Below are 17,151 nucleotides of genomic sequence, written 5' to 3'. Positions count from 1 at the left end.
CATTCGGCCGCTCCCTGCCCGGCCCATCCCACCGCGCGCCCCCTCTCGCGCGCCCGCACGATGCGAAGGAGGCCGCCGACCGGCGGTCCCACGGTCGTGCTCTCGGGAGGACCTGTCCATGACCGCCAGCTTGGAGCAGTTGCGCCGCTGTCACTTCGCCGTCGACCTGGGCGCGGCGAGGACGCGGGTGTACGTGAAGGGGGCCGGGCTCGTCGTCGACCAGCCGTCGGCCGCCGCCGTGAACACCCGCACCGGCGCGCTGATCGCGGTCGGTGAGTTCGCCGAGAAGATGACCGGGCGCACCCCCGACTACATCCGGGTGGTGCGGCCGGTGTCGGGCGGGACGGTCGTCGACATCGAGATGGCCCAGCGGATGCTGCGCCACCTCCTCGGGGACAAGATCCGCCGCCAGCTGCGCTACAAGCCGCGTCTGCGGGCCGCCGCCTGCACCCCGCACGACGCCGACCCGCTGGCGCAGCGCGCGACGATCGAGACGCTGGTGGGGCTCGGGGCGCGGCGGGTGGAGCTGGTGGACACGCTGACCGCCGCCGCGATCGGGTGCGGGCTGCCGGTGGAGCGGCCCGAGGCGACCATGATCATGGTGTGCGGGGCCGCCGCCACGCAGGTCGCCGTGCTCTCCCTCGGCGCGATCGTCACCGCCGAGCGGATTCCCGTCGGGGGTGTGGCAGTCGACCACGCGATCGTCCAACACCTGCGCCACCAGCACGAGTTGATCCTGCCGAGCCAGTCGGTGCGCCCGCTTCAGCTCGCCCTGTCCGGCAACGGCCTCTCCCCGCACGGGCCTTCGTCCACCGAGATCCACGGGCGGGACGTCGCGACCGGGCTCGCGCGGTGCGTCCAGGTGGACACGGCCGCCGTCCGGGACGCGATCGAGACACCGCTGACCGCCGTACTCGACGGCATCGGACGGGTGTTGCGCAACTGCCCGCCCGACCTGGTGGCCGACCTCGCCGACCGGGGGATCATGATGGTCGGCGGTTCGGCGCTGCTGCCAGGCTTCGACCAGATGCTCCGCGAGGCCACCGGCATGCCGGTGCACATCGCCGACCGGCCCGACATCTGCGCGGCACAGGGGCTCGGCATGATGCTCGAAGGCCGCATCCAGCCCATGGAGTTGGCCCCCCTGGGCGCCTGACGCACGTGCGGCTCGACGCCCTCCTCGCCATCGGCACCGACCCCGAACTCACCGCGACGGTACGGCACATCGTGGACGCGGCGGCCGAACTCACCGGGGCCAGATACGCCGTTGTGGAGACCGGGCGCTGCGACGCGCCCGTGCTGCACGTCCCCGTCGAGGGGTACGGCCGTCTGCATCTCGCCGGCGGCCGGCCCTCCCCCGCCCTCGACGTCCTCGCCGCCCGCGCGGCGCGGGCACTCGCCGGTGCCCGGCTCCACGAGGCCGCGCGGCAGCGTGAACGCTGGATCGAGGGCGCCGCCGCCGTCACCAACGCCCTGCTGGGCGAGGGGAGTTCGGCCGACCCCCTGATGACCGTCGCCGACCGCGCCCGCCTCCTCGCCGACGCCGCCGCCGGAGTCGTCCTCCAGCCGACCCCCGAGGGCGGCATGGAGATCGTGGCCGCCTCCACGCACGACGACCCCGGTGACATCGTCGGCGCGACGATCCGGCCCGGCAGCGCCGTCCTCGCCCAACTCCTCGGCGGTGAACCGGTGTTCATCGACGACTCGGCGACCGACCCCCGGATGACCACACACGTCCGGCACCGCTTCGGGCCCAGCATGATGCTGCCGCTCCAGGCCGACGGCCGCCTCATCGGCACCCTCGCGCTCCCTCGCCGCCGCGAAGGCCGCCCCTACACCGACACGGAGAAACACCTCGCCGTCCAGTTCGCCTCCCAGGCCGCCGTCACCCTCCTCCTCGCCGACGCCCGCCACCGCCGCGCCCGCCTCGCCGTGTACGAGGACCGCGACCGCATCGCCCGCGACCTCCACGACCTGGTGATCCAACGCCTGTTCGCGACGGGGATGATGCTCCAGGCGACGGGCCGCAGGGCGGGCGGGGCCGGGGAAGCCTCCGAGGCACCCAACACCCCCTCCGGCGACGCCCGTGCCCGGCAGGCGATCGACACCGCCGTGGCCGAGCTGGAGGCCACCGTCCAACAGATCCGCACCGCCATCTTCGACCTCCAACAACCCCCCGCAGAACCCCCCTCGGGCCTGCGAGCCCGCCTCCTGCGGGAGGCCGCCGCGACCCTCGGCACCCAGCCGTCCGTACGCTTCACGGGCCCGGTCGACGCCCTGATCCCCGACCATCTCGCCCCCACCCTCCTAGCCGCTCTGCGAAAGGCCCTGGACGGGCGGACGCGTGCGGACATCGAGGTGATCGCCGACGGACGCCACGGGACGAGGCTGGTCGTGGACTCGACGGTGGTGTGGGAGGCCCCGGCGGAGTGAACCCCCTTACACAGAACTACACAGAACTACACAGAACGAGGAGTTCGAACGTCGATCGCGGTGAGCGCGAGCGCCAGCGGCCCCGGCGCGAGAAACGCCAGCGGCAACAGCATCCACGCACACAAGCCGGCCGTGACCACCGCGAGAAGGATCAGCGCACTCCCCCCGAGATCCCGCCCCGCGTCCCCAACCGCCCTACGCAGCGCGGCAGTCCAGTCGGTCACCGACTCCGGACGAGCACAAGCCCGCAACGCGACCAACAACGCACCACACCCGATCACCCCCGCCAACGCGGCAAACCCCGCACCCCCAGGCAACCCGGCCCGCGCCAACGCAAGGTCGGCCAGAAACAACAGCACCCCGGCAACAGCAACACAGCCCGCGAGCAAGTCCCCCGCCCGCAACCGCCGTCGCAGCAGCGCGAAGTAGCGGCCCGCGGTCGCCGGACGATCCTCACCCGCACCCCGCAGAACCGCACAGGCAGTGGACAGCGCGGCCGGAATCGTGACAACGGGCAGGCAGGACACAGCTGTTGCGAGACCGACGCTCATCGTGTCGGCGAACAGGGAGAACCGAGGCCCGAACAGCTCCCCCGATTCACGCGCGCCGCTCACCCCTTGAGCCCCGAACTCGCCATGCCCTCCACCAGGAACCGCTGGAAGGCGAGGAAGAACAGCACGATCGGCAGCAGCGCGATCACCGACATCGCGAACATCGGCCCGAACGAGGACTGGCTGGAGGCGTCGACGAAGGACCTCAGCGCGAGGGTGAGGGTGAACTTGTCGGGGTCGAAGAGGTAGATGAGCTGGGTGAAGAAGTCGTTCCACGTCCAGATGAACGTGAAGATGGCCGTGGTGATCAGCGCGGGCCGGGTCAGCGGCAGGATGATGTGGAAGAAGCTGCGGAACGGCCCGCACCCGTCGATCCGCGCCGCCTCCTCCAGTTCGCGCGGCAGCCCGCGCATGAACTGCACGATGAGGAAGACGAAGAACGCCTCCGTGGCGAGGAACTTGGGCAGGATCAGCGGCCAATAGGTGTTCACCAGGCCGAGTTTGTTGAAGATGATGTACTGCGGGATCAGCACGGCGTGGTGCGGCAGCATGATCGTCGCGATCATGAACGCGAACAGCGGCCCGCGCATCCGGAACCGCAGCCGTGCGAACGCGTAGGCGGCGAGCGAGCAACTGATGACGTTGCCGAGGACCGCACCGCCCGCGATCAGCAGGGAGTTGGTGAGCAGCCGGGTCACGGAGACCCCGTTCACACCGTCGAGTGCCGTGGAGTAGTTGGACCATTCGAGATGGCTGGGCCACAGGTCGAGGCTGGCGATGACCTCGTTCGCGGGCTTCAGCGACGTCATCAGCAGCCAGGCCAGCGGATACAGCATGACGAGCAGCGCGGCCAGACAACCGACGTGCAGGGCAAGGCGGTTGCGGTTCACCGCGACCCCTTTCACGAAACTCATCGCTCCCCCTCCGACGCATAGAACACCCAAGCCCGAGACGTCCGGAACAACACCGCCGTCACCACCCCGATCACCACCAGCAACACCCACGCCATCGCCGACGCATAGCCCATGTGCGACGCCACGAACCCCCGGTCGTACAGGTACATCGTGTAGACGAGCGTCGAATCCGCCGGCCCGCCCTTGCCCGCGCTGATCGCGAACGCGGGGGTGAAGACCTGGAACGCCTGGATGGTCTGCAGGACCAGGTTGAAGAACAGGACGGGGGACAGCATGGGGACGGTGATGGAGACGAACTGCCGCCACCGGCTCGCCCCGTCGACCGCCGCCGCCTCGTACAACTCCCCCGGGATCTGCTGGAGTCCGGCGAGGAAGATGACCATCGGCGCGCCGAACTGCCACACCGTCAGCAGCGCGACGGCGAGCAGGGACCAGCCCGGCTTGTTGACCCAGCCGCCGGTGCCGAGGAGGTTGTCGACGGTGCCGCCGTCGTTGAAAATGGCCCGCCACACCAGGGCGATGGACATCGACGCGCCCAGCAGGGACGGCGCGTAGAACGCCGAGCGGTAGAAGGCGCGCCCGCGTCGCATCGACTTCAGCGCGAGCGCGACGGCGAGGGCCAGGGCGAGTTGGAGGGGAACGGCGATGACGACGTACGTCAGGGTCGTCACGACCGAGCGCCAGTAGCGGGGGTCCTCGGTGAACATCTGCGTGTAGTTGCGCAGGCCCACCCAGTGCGGCGGGTTGAACAAGTCGTAGTCGGTGAAGGAGAGATACAGGGAGACGGCCATCGGCAGGAGCGTCAGGCCGATCGCGCCGAGCACCCACGGGGAGAGGAACACCCAGGCGGCGCCCTCGCGTTGGCGTTTCGGCCGGGCGGCCGCCGGGGGCGCCTCGGCGGGCCGGGCGATGGTGGTGGTCATGACCGCAGCTCCGCCTTCGCCTCGGTGACGTAGTTCTCGGCCGCCTCGCGGGGCGACATGCGCTCGTAGGACACCTGGTCGTAGTCGCGCTGGAAGGTGGTCTGCAACGCGCTGTCGCCGGAGGGCGGCGCCTGCGGCGGGTCCTTCAACTTCCCTTCCAGGGACGCCTGGTAGTCGGAGATCGTCCGGTCGAAGTCGGCGAGCGCGGGTTCGATGGCCTTACGGACCGATTCGTTGACGGGGATGCCGCGCGTGGCACCGAGGATCTTCGCCGCCCCCGGGTCGTTGATCATGAAGTCGATGAACTTGGCTGCTTCCGCCGCATACTTGGTATCGGCGGAGGCGCCGAGGAACATCGACGGCTTGAAGTACTGGCCGGGCGTGCCGTCTTCACCGGTCGGCATCGGAGCGAGGGCGACGCCGCCGTCGAGAAGCGCCTTGAACCCGCTCGCCGGAGCGTCCCAGTTGGCGTCCGTGATGGCTTTGCCGCGACCGAGCGGGGTGTTCTCGACCGTGCCGTCGAGCTGGGTGGTCTGCTCGGCGGGCGAGACGACGCCCTCGCGGCGCAGGCCGTCGGCGAACGTCCACCAGCTGGTCAAGTCGTCGACGGTGAATCCGAGTTGCCTGTCCTTGGTGTAGAGCGTCTTGCCCTGGCCGCGCAGCCAGACCTCGAAACAGTCCTCGCTCCAGCCGGGGTCGGTGGCGCCGGGTTTCCCCGTCGCCTTCTTCAACTCCCGCATGCGCTCGGCCCATTGGGTCCAGGTCCAGGATCCTTCGGGGAGCGGGACGCCGGACTCACGCCACGTCCGCACGTCGTACGCGACGGTCTCGGTGCCGCGCCCCTGGGGGATCGCGTACTGCACGTCGTCGACGCGGCCGGTGGCGAGGAGGCCCGGGTCGATCTGCGAAGTCCGCAGCGTGGCGCGCTCCTTGCCGAGGTCGAGCAGGACGCCGCCGTCCGCGTACTGGTCGATCTGCCGGTAGTCCAGCTGCATGACGTCCGGGGCGTCGCCGCCGGCCGCCTGGGTGGCGAGCTTCTGCTTGTAGGCGTCGTAGCCGGAGAACGACGTCTGGATGTCGATCCCCGGGTTCGCCTTCTCGAACAGCGCCACGGCCTTCTCCGTGCGCTCGGCCCGGTCGGGGTTGCCCCACCAGGTGTACCGCAGCACGACCTTGCCGTCCGCCGAGGCGGAGCCGCCGCAGCCGGCCAGCGCCGCGCACAGCAGCAACGCGACGGCGGCCGGCAGTCCCTTCGTCCGGTGCATGCCTGCCTCGCTCTCCTCGTGCCTCAGGTCCAGGTGAGTCCCGCGAGATGGCCGGCGACGCGTTCTCGGTCCCAGGCGCCGTCCGCGAACACCACCCGGTACCGGTAGGCGAACGACTCCCCCGGCGGCAGCTCGAACTCCTCGAAGAACGCCCAGGAGAACGAGACCGTCGGGATGGGTTCGGCGCGGACGAACCAGTGGTGCGCGGCGTCGCCGTCCGGCCCGTGCTCGAAGACGAGCGTCGAGTGGCCGTCCACGTCGTCGTGTTCACCGGTGTACGCGAGCCACGCGCTCCGCGTGCCCATCAGTTTCTCGGCGCCCTCGCCCTCCGGGGCGAACGCGACGCCGCCCGTGAAGTCGCGGGGTCCGCGCCAGTGCAGCCCGGTGTACCCGGCGAGTTCACGCCCGGCGGTGGTGGGCGAGCCGAAGGCGAGGGGGACGTCGCGGAGGTTGGTGAGCCGGATCGACCAGTCCAACGCCCAGGCGCCGGCGGCCTCGTCGACGGAGTGGACGCGAACTCCCCTGGTTTCCCTGGCCCATTCGCCGCCCCCGTTCTCGACCCAGGTCAACTCCTCGGTGAACGCGAGCTGTTGCTCGTCGGCGGTGAACTCCGTGAACCCGTCGTGCCGCATCGACCCGATGAGGTCCGGCAGGTCGAGGTACCCCTCGCCGTGCACGTAGCTGTGTCCGCCCCAGAAGTTCTGCCCCGAGAGATGACTGGCCGTCATCTGGAGCCCCTTGTGCCAGCGGTGGTCACTGGGCCGGTACCCGCTCACCAGCCGCCCGCCCAGCGTCCGCAAAGGATGCGCGTACGGTTTGCGCGCCTCGTACGCGTCGGGGTCCGGCCGGTACACGTATCTCAGGATCTCGGTGCCGTTCGCGGCCTCGACCGCGATGTGTTCCCCGTGGACGTGAGTGACGCGGATCGCCATGCGTGCTCCTGCCGAGAGACAGCCTGCCGGAAGACAGAGGGAAAGCGCTTGCTCGCGTGACCCTAGGGGCGGACGGAATGTCAGGACAACCCCTGTGCACGGACCGGACGAAAGAAACGGAAGCGAACCGTCTGCCGAAGAAGCGCAGGCAGACGCGCGAAGGCCCCGCCCCGATGACCGGAGCGGAGCCTCGACCGCTCAGAAGACGCCGCTCAGCAGACGCCGATCAGAAGATCCGGTAGGACGACCACCCACTACCCGCCTGGTACCGCGTACCCAGCGTCTCCATCCCGCCCTTCCCGGTCCCCGGGTACACCCACAGCGTGCCGTCGGACGCCTGCCGCGACAGCACGTCGGTGAGCCCGTCCCCGTTGAAGTCCCCGGTGCGGACGGCGTTCTGCGTCTGCCAGCTCCGCCCGACCTGGTACCGCGTGCCGAACGTGCCCCGCCCGGAGCCGGTGTTGGGGTAGACCCACAGCGTGCCGTCCGACGCCTGCCGGGACAGCACGTCCGGCCGCCCGTCGTTGTTGAGGTCCCCGGCGACGATGAGGTCCTGGCTCTTCCACCCGGTGCCGACCTGGTACCGGGTGCCGAGCGCGTCCATGCCGGGCTTCCCGGTCCCCGGGTACACCCACAGCGTGCCGTCGGACGCCTGCCGGGTCAGGACGTCGGTGAGGCCGTCGGCGTTGAAGTCGGCGGCGCGGGTGACGTCCTGGGTCTGCCAGCTGCGCCCGATCTGGTAGCGGGGCTTGAAGGCGGCGCCGCTCGCGTTCCCGGTGCCGGGGTACACCCACAGCGTGCCGTCCGACGCCTGCCGGGACAGGAGGTCGCCGATGCCGTCGTTGTCGAGGTCGCCGACGGTGACGGCGTCCTGGCTCCCCCAGCTGGTGCCGGCCTGGAAGCGGGTGCCGAAGGTGGCGCCGCTCGCGTTGCCGGTGCCGGGGTAGATCCACAGGATGCCGTCGTCCCGGGTGGCCGCGATGTCGGCCTTGCCGTCGCCGGTGAGGTCGTCCGGGTCGCGGGAGACGGCGTGCTGGACCCAGGCGCCGATGTCGTCGACGCGGGTGTCGACGGCGCCGGTGCGGGTCTCGGCGGGGTCGGTCCCGAGGCAGCCGCCCTGCCAGGAGCGGGAGGTGACGGAGACGAGTTCCGTGCCGCCGCCCGTGGTGCGCAGGGCGGGGCCGCCGGCGTCGCCCTTGCAGACGGTGGCGGAGCCGGCGAGGTTGACGTCCGTGGCCGTGGTGGAGGCGACGGTGAACGTCCCCGCGTGGAGCTTGTCGGGCACCCACTCCGTCCGGGTCCGGCCGAACCCGGCCTTCGTCAGCTCCTCCCCCGGCGCGGCGGGCGTGGTCGCGAGCTTGACGGGCTTGACGCCCGGATCGGTGACCTTGGCCGCGAGCTTGACGAGCACCAGGTCCCGGTCGGCGTGCGGGACGAGCTGGATCGCCGGCAAGGTGGTGGTGCCGGTCTGGCTCAGGTCGGTGCGGCCGACGGTGACCGTGGTGGCGACGGCGGGTCTGCCCGCCGGGGGCCGCGCGTCCGCCGCGAAGCAGGAGGCCGCCGTCAGGACCCAGCGCGGGTCGACGAGGGTGCCCGTGCAGGCGCTCTCCTCACCGACGGTGATCTTCGCGACGTGGTTCAGCTCCGGCGGGGCGTCGGGGCCGGCGAGCGCGTGGGCGGAGGCGGAACTCAGGACGACGAGCGCGGCGGCCGAGGCGGCGGTGCGGGAGCGTCTGGAGAGGTGCATCGAACGTGGCTTCCTGGTCACGAGATCTGTGGCTTCATGGACATTCCGCTGTGTGTTCCTCAATGCGCCCCCGTTCGTCGCCTGTTGCCGGACGTCCGCCACCGGACCTCGGTGATCGTCATCCGCGCGTCATATCAGCATGAAGAAATCGTCAAGTCGAGTGCGTAAATCCGTGCATGAGGCGACATTCCGCATGGAGCGCCGGTGATCTGCGTCACGGCCGGCGGGCTCAGAGGAGGCCGTTGTCCCTGGCGTAGAGGGCGGCCTGCGTCCGGTCGCGCAGGCCCAGCCGGCTCAGGATGCGGGAGATGTGGTTCTTGACGGTGCCCTCGCTGAGGTGCAGACGCGACGCGATCTCCCTGTTCGTGGCCCCCGCCGAGATGAGGCGCAGGACGTCCGTCTCCCGGGGCGTGAGCAGTTCGGGCGCCGGCAGCCCGGCCGCCAGCCTCGCGACGACCGTCTGGTCGAACTGCGCCACCCCCGCGTGCGCGAGCCGCACGGCCCGCGCCAGCTCCGCCGCGGGCAGGTTCTTCAGCAGGTACCCCACCGCGCCGGCCTTCAGCGCCCGGGTGACGTACTCGTCGTCGTCGAACGTCGTCAGCATCACCACCTTGCACCCGGGCAGCGCGCGCAGGAGCAGCCCGGTCGCGGTCACGCCGTCGATCCCGGGCATCCGGACGTCCATCAGGATCACGTCGGGCCGGCAGGCGGGGGCCGTTTCGGCGGCCTCGGCCCCGTCGCGCGCGCTGCCCGCCACCGCGATGCCGGGCTGGATGCCGAGGAGCGCGGTGATGCCCTCCCGCACCAGGTCCTGGTCGTCGACGACGAAGACCCGGACGTCCCGGTCCCCGCTCACCACGGGACCTCGACGGTGAGGACCGTGCCGCCGGCCGAGCTGTCGACGGCCATGGTCCCCCCGGCGAGACGGACCCGTTCGCGCAGTCCCGTCAGCCCGAACCGCTCGCCGGCCGGGTCGAACCCGGTGCCGTTGTCGGCCACCTGGAGGCGGGCCCCGCGCTCCCCGTAGACGACCTTCACGCCGATCTCGGTGGCGCCGGAGTGCCGGCAGGCGTTGGTCAGCCCTTCCTGCGCCGCCCGGTACAGCACCAGCAGCGGCCTGCGTTCGTCCCCCGCCATCTCCAGGCTGACGCGGCGGCTCCCGCCGTCCAGGTGGTGGACGAGGTCGGCGAGCGCCCGGGAGAGACCGACCGGCTCGGACTCGGCCTCGGGTCCCAGGGCGCGCACGGATGCCCGCACCTCGTCCAGGGCGCGGTCCGCCGACCAGCGGGCGTGCGACAGCGCCTGCGCCGAGCCCGGCGGATCGAGGTCGGCGAACGCCTCGGCCTTCTCCAACTGGATGCCGATCGCGGTGAGATGGTGGCCGAGGCTGTCGTGGATCTCGCGGGCCAGCCGGTTGCGTTCGCGCGCCGCGGACAGCTCGGCGACCTGGGCGAGGGTGCCCTCGAGGCGGGCGTGGGCCCGCCGCTCGCGGACGGCGACCTCGGCCATCGTGAGGGCCAGCACGACCCCCAGGGCGAACATCAGCAGGTCGGAGATGTACTCGGCCCGCGTCTGCCAGTGCGGGACCCACAGGGTGAACGCGCCCGCCAGCGCCGCCACACAGCCGACACCGAGGCCGATCGCGGCCGTGGGCCCGTACGTGAAGAACGCCAGGAACGGCACGAGGACGAACAGCACGCGCGACAGTCCGGACTCGTCGACGGCCGCGACCGCGCACAGCAGCAGCACCCGGACGGCGAACAACGCGCCCGGCGCGATCCGCCGTTCCCGCCGGTCCAGGGCGATCAAGGCGCCGAGCAGGGCCGCGTACCCGGCGGTCCTCACCCCCGGTCCCGGGCCGATCACGGCGTAGTAGACGCCCCCGAGCAGCACGGCGCCGTACATGACGACGGGTATCCAGGGCACGGGGCGCGGCATCGGGCCTCCTCCAGAGCGCCCTTGCAGCGTACGGGGGGCCGCGCCCCGGTGCCTTGCCCGTCGGGGAAACCGGTGCGAAGTGTGGCCGCAGGTCATGTGACCTCCGGCCACAGCCGACCGGGCCGTCTCTCACTTACCCAGGGTGACCTGCGGTTTCTAGATTTCGAGGCGTCATGTTCCCCACCGAGAGGAGGGCGTCGTGCTTCGCCGTCTCGCCATCGCACCGCTGCTGCTCGCGACCTCGCTGACCGTTCCGGCGGCCGTCGCCCACGAGGACCGCTGCGCCGGCGTCCGGGTTCCGGGAGCCGCGTACGCGGTCTCCAGCTGCCTGGCCGACCTGACGACCACGGGGACCGTCCGGACCGGGCACACCGACCCGGAGGACTGGAAGGGGCTGGTCGCGGAGAACACCGTCACCCCGTCCGGGGTCCCCGGGGTCCAGATCGACGGCTATTTCCCCGACACCTCCACCACCAACACCAACCACGGCTGGCACCACGACAGCCAGTTCGTCATCCGGCTGCCCAGGAACTGGAACGGCGGACTCGTCGTCGCCGGCCCGCCCGGCACCCGCGAGCAGTACGCCAACGACCCGATCATCAGCGACCAGGTGCTGGCCCGGGGCTACGCCTACGCCGGCACCGACAAGGGCAACACCGGCGCCGAGGTCCACCGGGACGGCGTCCGCCCCGGTGACGCGATCATGGAATGGCACCGCCGGACGACGCAGCTCACCGTGGCCGCGAAGAAGGCCGCCGGCCGGCACTACGGGCGCCCGCCGCGCGTCACCTACGCCGCCGGGCTCTCCGCGGGCGGCTACCTGGTCCGCCGTCAGCTCGAACAGCACCCCGAGCTGTACACGGGCGGCATCGACTGGAACGCCCTCACCTTCACCGCGCAGGGCAGCCTGCTCACCACCCTCCCGCCGGCCCTGCGCGCCTTCCCCCGCCTCGCCGCCGGCGACCGGTCCGCCCGCGACGAGATCATCGCGGCGGGCTATCCGGCGGGCTCCGAGAAACAGTGGGGCTACCTGTACCGCACCCAGTGGGACTCCCTTCAGCGCCTCGTCCGCGAAGAACTCGACCCCGGCTACGACGGCCCCCTCCAGGCCGGAACCCCGTTCTGCCCCGCGGGAACCACCCCCGGCTGCGACACGGACTACGACTTCGCCACCCGCCCGAACCCGGTACACCGCGCGGTCGAGCGCATCTCCCTCACCGGCGACATCCAGCGCCCCCTGATCAGCGTCCAGGGCACCCTCGACGCCCTCACCCCACCGGCCGCCTTCGGCGACGTCTACGCCCGCATGGTCACCGCCGCAGGCCGCGCCCCCCTCCACCGCTACCACCACATCCCCGGCGGAACCCACACCGACGGCCTCACCGCCCTAGACCCCGAGGCGTACACACCGATGCTGCCCGCCTTCGTCACGGCGCTCACCGAACTGGAGACCTGGACGCGACCGACAGCGTGAGCCGGCTCCAGAAGTTCAGGCTCGTACGTCCCGCTGCTGCACTTCCTTGAGCACTCCCGCCACCGTCGCGAAGTCGTTGTCCACGTGGAGGACGGTGTGCCCATGGTGCACGGCTGTCGCACACACCAGCAGATCGATCGCTCCAGCCGCGCGATGCAGGCCCTGCTGGGTCAGTTTGTACTGGGCGGTGTCGACCCAACGCCAGGCGTTCTTCGGAACCGGGGAGAGCGAGCAGAGCGCGTCCAGTTCCTCCGCCAGCTCATCCCGATGGGACGGGCTGATCGCCGAGTGGAGGAATTCGGCACGTGTCGGCTCGCAGAGGTGGAACACTCCGGCGGCGATGTGCCCCTCCCAGGGACGCAACGCGCCCGGAGTGCGGAACAAGTGCCACAGAGCCGAGGTGTCCACCAGATACGTGATCACTCGAAGGCCCCGCGTCGCGCACGCTTCTCCGCGTCACGCGCTGCCGCGGCCTGCTCGAACTCGCCCCGCGCGCCCCGCGCGGCCAGCTTCTCCGCGGCCTCGAGCCGCTTGATCCGCGCCACGTAGTCCCGAAGGGCCGCGTTGACGGTCTCCTTCTTGGTCGTGGCCCCCATGAGTCGCATGGCCTCGGCCAGCGCCTCGTCGTCCAGATCGATCTGCGTGACGGACATCAGACACCTCCAACATCCATAATGTATGTCACCAGGATACATCACCAACATTGAGCACGCCCGCCGATCACGAACACCCCCGAGGGAAGCGCGGCCAAGGCACGCTTCGCGTCAGGTTTCCCTGTACTTAGGCGCTCGCCGGGCGCGGGGCGGGAAACGGCCGTTTGCCCCTGGCACGATTCAACTCGGCGGTACGCGAAGCGAGTTCGGAAAGGGAGGTACGTGAGCGTGAGGGACCGGCGGGACCGGACGCGGGGCGGGCGGGCGGCGCACAGGCCCCCGCCCGGACTCCGGTCCTGAGAGGTTTCGCGCGCCGGTTCCGCGTCCGCTCGCACACCGGCGAGCACGTTCGCGTGCGCTTCTTCCACCGCCGGTCGACCTGTCCTCGTACGGGTCCACAGGCCCGGCAGCGTTGCCGGGCGCGGCGTGCCCCCGGTCGGGCCGGCGCGCTGAACCGGAGGGATGCCCCGCGGCATCCCGGCGTCTGACCCGTACAACGCGGTTCGGGTCACGTCAGCGTCAGCGGGGCGATCGACGCCACCCGCACGCCGCAGAGCGACAGCAGGCGTCCGCCATGCCCCGCACCGGCCCCGGACCGCGTCGTCCGGCACGCCCCCCCGACACCTCCTGTCACAGGGCCGACGACGGCCCGAACCCGGCGTGCTGACGCGCACCCCTGCCCGGGTGTGCCCTGTCGCGCCGCGGTCCGGCCGCTCCGCGCCCATCGGAGCCCATCGGAAAGTTGGAGCCTCATGAATGTCCTGGTCGCCACGTTATTGATCGTGGCGGCGGCGCAACTGGCCGCCATTCTCACGTTGTCGCTGCGTCCCCGGCCCACCGCGTGGGAACAGCGTTTCCCCCTCGCGGTCCACGCCCTGTGCTGCGGCGCGGCGCTGCTGGTGAGCGTGGCCCTCGGCGGCTCCCTGACGTGGGGTCTGCTCACCGCGCTCGCCCTGACGGCGCTCGGCTTCGTGGCCCACCGGCGGCTGCCCGCCTTCCGGCCCGTCGGCGCCCTGTCCGTCGTGACCTGCGCGTTCCTGAGCGTCCTGCCGGTGCTGTGGCTGGTGCCGTTCGCGATGAGGGCGATCGACTCGGGCGGGAGCACGGTGACCCTCGTCCTGGTCACGCTCAGCTCCGTCCTGACCATCGTGTGCCTCCCGTCCGACCTGCTCGACGAGATCACCGGCTCCGAAGTCCTCCTGCGCTCCCGGTGGAACCGGGCCGGAGCGACGGCGCGCCCCCGCCCGGCCGGCTTCGCCCCGATGGTCTCCGTACAGCTCCCGATCCACGCCGAGCCGCCCGAGGTGGTCATCGGCACGCTCGACGCGCTGAGCCGGCTGGACTACCCCGACTACGAAGTGCTCGTCATCGACAACAACACCGTGGACGAATCCCTCTGGCGCCCTGTGGAGGAGCACTGCGCCCGGCTGGGCGAGCGGTTCCGGTTCCTGCACGTGGAGGGGATCACCGGCGCGAAGGCCGGCGCGCTGAACTGGGCGCGGCCCCACATCTCCCCGCGCGCGGAAGTGGTGGGCGTGGTCGACGCCGACTACATCGTCGAGCCGAACTGGCTGGCGGACACCGTGGGGTACCTCGAAGACCCCGAGACGGGCTTCGTGCAGTGCCCGCACGCCTACCGCGACTACGAGTCGTCGGCCTTCACCCGGATCGCCAACGCGGAGTACGCGCTCTTCTTCGCCGCGCACATGGTCTCGCTCGACGAGCACGGGGCGGGCCTCACCGTCGGCACGATGTCCGTCATCCGGCTGGCCGCCCTCGACAAGGCGGGCGGGTGGGCGGAGTGGTGCATGACCGAGGACTCCGAACTCGCCATCCGCGTCCACGCGAGCGGGTACAAGTCGGTCTACCTCAAGCAGCCGCGCGGCCGGGGTCTCGTGCCGGAGACCTGGAACGGCTACAAGAAGCAGCGGTTCCGCTGGACCTACGGTCCGGTGCAGGAGATCCGCGCCCACGCCCGCATGTTCCGTCCCGGAGCGGGCCGGACCCCCTCGCGCCTGAACACCGTGCAGCGGATCCACCACGCCAACCACGGCCTGATCAACGCCCTGCGCGGCCTCCGCTTCGCCGGGCTGGCGCTGCCCCCGGCCATGCTGCTGTCCATGGTCGCGCACGGCGACGTGTGGCCGGTGCCGGTGACCTGGTACGTGCCGTTCCTCTTCGTGATGGCGGGCCGACGGCTGTTGCAGTGGACGGTGTACCGCGAGGTCATGGGCTTCAGCGCACGCGAGTTCGCCGGAGCGATCATGGCTCAGCGGGCCCTCTTCTACGTGATCGGGAAAGCGGCCCTGTTCTCGCTGCTGAACCGGCCGACTCTGTGGACCCGCACCGACAAGTTCCGCCAACTACAGCCCAGGAGCCAGGTGTTCAGCAGCGCCGGCGCGGAGACCGTCCTCGCCGTCCTCTTCCTCGGCTTCGCCGTCCTGGCGATCACCGCGCTGCCCTTCAGCGTCGTCTCGGTGGCCATGACACTCACCCTCCTGTACCAGGCGGTCAGCTTCAGCATGGCTCCGGCGCTGTCGTACCTGGCGGAACGCGAACTCCGCAAGGCCCGGACGCCCGCCCGCGTCCCCGAACCGGCGTGACCTGACACGACGCGCGAGCCCCCGGCCGGTTTGCGGGGGCTCGCGCGGACGACGTCGTCGGCCGGCTCAGAACTACAGCGGCATCGTCTCCCAGAACGCGCACTGGTGCTGCGCCGCGTACTGGCCGTCGTCGATCAGGGCGCTGGTACCGCCCGCCCGCAGCGCCAGCATCAGGCCCTTGTCCTGGTGATAGCCGGGCCAGGCGGGCTGCCCCGTCCGCGTGAACGTCCCCCAGTACCGCGTCATCTCGTGGGCGAGCCTGCGCTCTCCCGCGTTGAACAGCGGCGCGATGGGCGTGCCGTTGTGGAAGCTGGGCCAGATGTAGGCGAGTTCGGCCGCGTGGCCCGCGCCCCAGACGTAGCCGGGTATCTGCGTCAGGCCGGGGCCGGTCCGGTGGTCGAACTCGTACGCGTAGGTGGGGGTGTACCGCTCGAAGGTGCGGACGAGCGACCGGAGCCCGCACCCGCCGATCCCCGAGACCATCCCCGCGTCGGTCATGATCGCGCCGATGAGGTAGGCCGCTGTGAACCGGTCGGACGTCTCGGGCCAGGGGTACTGGGCAAGGACCTCGTCGGCACGGGCGCCGCCGACGCTCTGGACGAAGGCGAGGTAGGCGTCCTTGCCCGCGCCTATGTACCCCTGGGCGAAGGTGCGGCCCTCGTCACGCGTGGCGCCGACGACCACGGGCACCCGGGCGAACCTCCCGCTGTCCACCGCCTCACGCAGGGGGGTCGGGAACGTCGGAGTCCCGTCCACGAAGCCGGTCGAGAAGCCCCGGCTCGCGTCGAGGAGCGTCCCCGCCGGCGTCGTCCGCAGACAGTCGAGGACGGCCGTGTCGCCGCAGCCGGCCTGCCGGGCGAACGCCGTCCCGGCGCTCTCCGCCCGGCTCTGCGGCCCGCTGGGACAGGAGCCGCTCTGGATCATGGCGCGAGCGAACAGGCCGCGCGAGCCGGGCGCCACCAGATGACCGCAGACGGACCAGCCGCCCGCGGACTCGCCGCCGATGGTGACCGCACCGGGGTTCCCGCCGAAGGCGGCGATGTTGCGCTGCACCCAGCGCAGCGCGGCCTGCTGGTCCAGGAACCCGTAGTTGCCGGACTCGCCGCCCTCCTCGGTGAGCGCGGGCAGGCCGAGGAAGCCGAAGACACCGAGCCGGTAGTTGAGCGAGACGCCGATGACGCCCGTCTCCCTGACGAGCTTCGACTCGTCGTTCTGCGAGCCGCTGCCGTTGGTCAGGCCGCCGCCGTGGATGAAGACGTGCACCGGGAGACGGGCGCCGGCCCGCACCCCCGCCGGCCGCCACACGTTGACGGCGAGGCAGTCCTCGGTCTCACTGCGCGGTCCGTTGCCGCTGGGCAGCACCGGGCAGGGAGCGCCGAAGCCGGCCGCCTCCCGGACACCGGTCCACGGCGCCACGGCCGACGGCGGCTTCCAGCGCAGGGAGCCGGTGGGCGCCGCCGCGTAGGGAATGCCGAGGAACCTCTCGACACCCTTCGAGGTGGCGCCGCGCACGGCACCCTTGTCGGTGCGCACCACGCTCGGCGCACTCGCGGACGCCGGAGCGGGCAGCAGGCCGACGAGGGCGAGGGACATGGCCAACGCACCGCCCAACGCGGTACGGATTCTGCTGACGGTCATGAAGGGGGCCTCTCTGGTCGGGGGCCGGGCCTGAGCGGACCCGGCGTCAGACATGGCCCGCCACCCGGCCGACGGTGGCG

15 protein-coding genes are annotated in these 17,151 nt (G+C 71.4%); 4 read left to right on the top strand and 11 right to left on the bottom strand.

Annotation, left to right across the window (positions count from 1 at the left end; all coding sequences use genetic code 11):
* The first annotated feature begins 118 nt into the window (after window positions 1–118).
* Together IAG44_RS27965 and IAG44_RS27960 are read left to right on the top strand one after the other, a co-directional pair.
* Window positions 119–1,156 (top strand): rod shape-determining protein, encoded by a 1,038-nt coding sequence (locus IAG44_RS27965; RefSeq protein ID WP_187749834.1) that lies wholly within the window; start codon window positions 119–121, stop codon window positions 1,154–1,156.
* A 5-nt stretch (window positions 1,157–1,161) separates the two neighbouring features.
* Window positions 1,162–2,433, top strand: a complete 1,272-nt coding sequence (locus tag IAG44_RS27960; protein WP_187749833.1) for a GAF domain-containing sensor histidine kinase — start codon at window positions 1,162–1,164, stop codon at window positions 2,431–2,433.
* Between the two features lie 26 nt (window positions 2,434–2,459).
* Here IAG44_RS27960 and IAG44_RS27955 read toward each other — a convergent pair whose 3' ends face one another.
* The 8 genes from IAG44_RS27955 to IAG44_RS27920 all read right to left on the bottom strand — a co-directional run bounded on the left by IAG44_RS27955 (window position 2,460) and on the right by IAG44_RS27920 (window position 10,703).
* Entirely contained in the window at window positions 2,460–2,984 is a 525-nt protein-coding gene (locus tag IAG44_RS27955) for a hypothetical protein (protein ID WP_425508534.1), read from the bottom strand.
* A gap of 59 nt (window positions 2,985–3,043) precedes the next feature.
* A complete protein-coding gene (locus IAG44_RS27950; RefSeq protein WP_187749832.1) occupies window positions 3,044–3,898 on the bottom strand; it encodes a carbohydrate ABC transporter permease in 855 nt (284 codons plus the stop codon).
* The gene (locus tag IAG44_RS27945) at window positions 3,895–4,821 is read right to left on the bottom strand and encodes a carbohydrate ABC transporter permease (RefSeq protein ID WP_187749831.1); all 927 of its coding nucleotides are present in this window, start codon (window positions 4,819–4,821) and stop codon (window positions 3,895–3,897) included. The genes IAG44_RS27950 and IAG44_RS27945 overlap by 4 nt, the downstream gene beginning before the upstream one ends.
* Window positions 4,818–6,086 carry an ABC transporter substrate-binding protein gene (locus tag IAG44_RS27940; protein ID WP_187749830.1) on the bottom strand — a complete coding sequence of 423 codons (1,269 nt, stop codon included), beginning with the start codon at window positions 6,084–6,086 and terminating at the stop codon, window positions 4,818–4,820. Before IAG44_RS27940 ends, IAG44_RS27945 begins: the two co-directional genes overlap by 4 nt.
* A 23-nt stretch (window positions 6,087–6,109) precedes the next feature.
* Entirely contained in the window at window positions 6,110–7,018 is a 909-nt protein-coding gene (locus IAG44_RS27935) for a DUF6807 domain-containing protein (protein WP_187749829.1), read from the bottom strand.
* Between the two features lie 226 nt (window positions 7,019–7,244).
* Complete coding sequence (locus IAG44_RS27930; protein ID WP_187749828.1) at window positions 7,245–8,765, bottom strand: FG-GAP-like repeat-containing protein; 1,521 nt, start codon at window positions 8,763–8,765, stop codon at window positions 7,245–7,247.
* A gap of 229 nt (window positions 8,766–8,994) precedes the next feature.
* Window positions 8,995–9,624, bottom strand: coding sequence for a response regulator transcription factor (locus IAG44_RS27925; protein WP_425508474.1), 630 nt, complete (start codon window positions 9,622–9,624; stop codon window positions 8,995–8,997).
* Window positions 9,618–10,703 carry a sensor histidine kinase gene (locus tag IAG44_RS27920; protein ID WP_187749826.1) on the bottom strand — a complete coding sequence of 362 codons (1,086 nt, stop codon included), beginning with the start codon at window positions 10,701–10,703 and terminating at the stop codon, window positions 9,618–9,620. Before IAG44_RS27920 ends, IAG44_RS27925 begins: the two co-directional genes overlap by 7 nt.
* 199 nt (window positions 10,704–10,902) lie before the next feature.
* Here IAG44_RS27920 and IAG44_RS27915 point away from each other — a divergent pair, with 199 nt between their 5' ends.
* Window positions 10,903–12,177: a tannase/feruloyl esterase family alpha/beta hydrolase gene (locus IAG44_RS27915; protein WP_246562140.1), complete on the top strand. Its 1,275-nt coding sequence runs from the start codon at window positions 10,903–10,905 to the stop codon at window positions 12,175–12,177.
* Window positions 12,178–12,192: 15 nt separating this feature from the next.
* On the opposite strand, the gene IAG44_RS27910 is transcribed toward IAG44_RS27915, so the two are convergent.
* Together IAG44_RS27910 and IAG44_RS27905 are read right to left on the bottom strand one after the other, a co-directional pair.
* Window positions 12,193–12,600: a PIN domain nuclease gene (locus tag IAG44_RS27910; protein ID WP_187749825.1), complete on the bottom strand. Its 408-nt coding sequence runs from the start codon at window positions 12,598–12,600 to the stop codon at window positions 12,193–12,195.
* Window positions 12,597–12,830 carry a type II toxin-antitoxin system VapB family antitoxin gene (locus IAG44_RS27905; RefSeq protein WP_187749824.1) on the bottom strand — a complete coding sequence of 78 codons (234 nt, stop codon included), beginning with the start codon at window positions 12,828–12,830 and terminating at the stop codon, window positions 12,597–12,599. Before IAG44_RS27905 ends, IAG44_RS27910 begins: the two co-directional genes overlap by 4 nt.
* Before the next feature lie 752 nt (window positions 12,831–13,582).
* On the opposite strand from IAG44_RS27905, the gene IAG44_RS27900 reads away from it, so the two are divergent.
* Window positions 13,583–15,433, top strand: coding sequence for a glycosyltransferase (locus tag IAG44_RS27900; RefSeq protein WP_187749823.1), 1,851 nt, complete (start codon window positions 13,583–13,585; stop codon window positions 15,431–15,433).
* 72 nt (window positions 15,434–15,505) lie between these two features.
* On the opposite strand, the gene IAG44_RS27895 is transcribed toward IAG44_RS27900, so the two are convergent.
* Window positions 15,506–17,071, bottom strand: a complete 1,566-nt coding sequence (locus IAG44_RS27895; RefSeq protein ID WP_246562139.1) for a carboxylesterase/lipase family protein — start codon at window positions 17,069–17,071, stop codon at window positions 15,506–15,508.
* Window positions 17,072–17,151 lie beyond the last annotated feature (80 nt).

Source organism: Streptomyces roseirectus (assembly GCF_014489635.1).
Lineage (GTDB): Bacteria > Actinomycetota > Actinomycetes > Streptomycetales > Streptomycetaceae > Streptomyces > Streptomyces roseirectus.
Note: the sequence above shows the minus strand (reverse complement) of the source record. Positions and strands in the feature narration are given on the sequence as shown.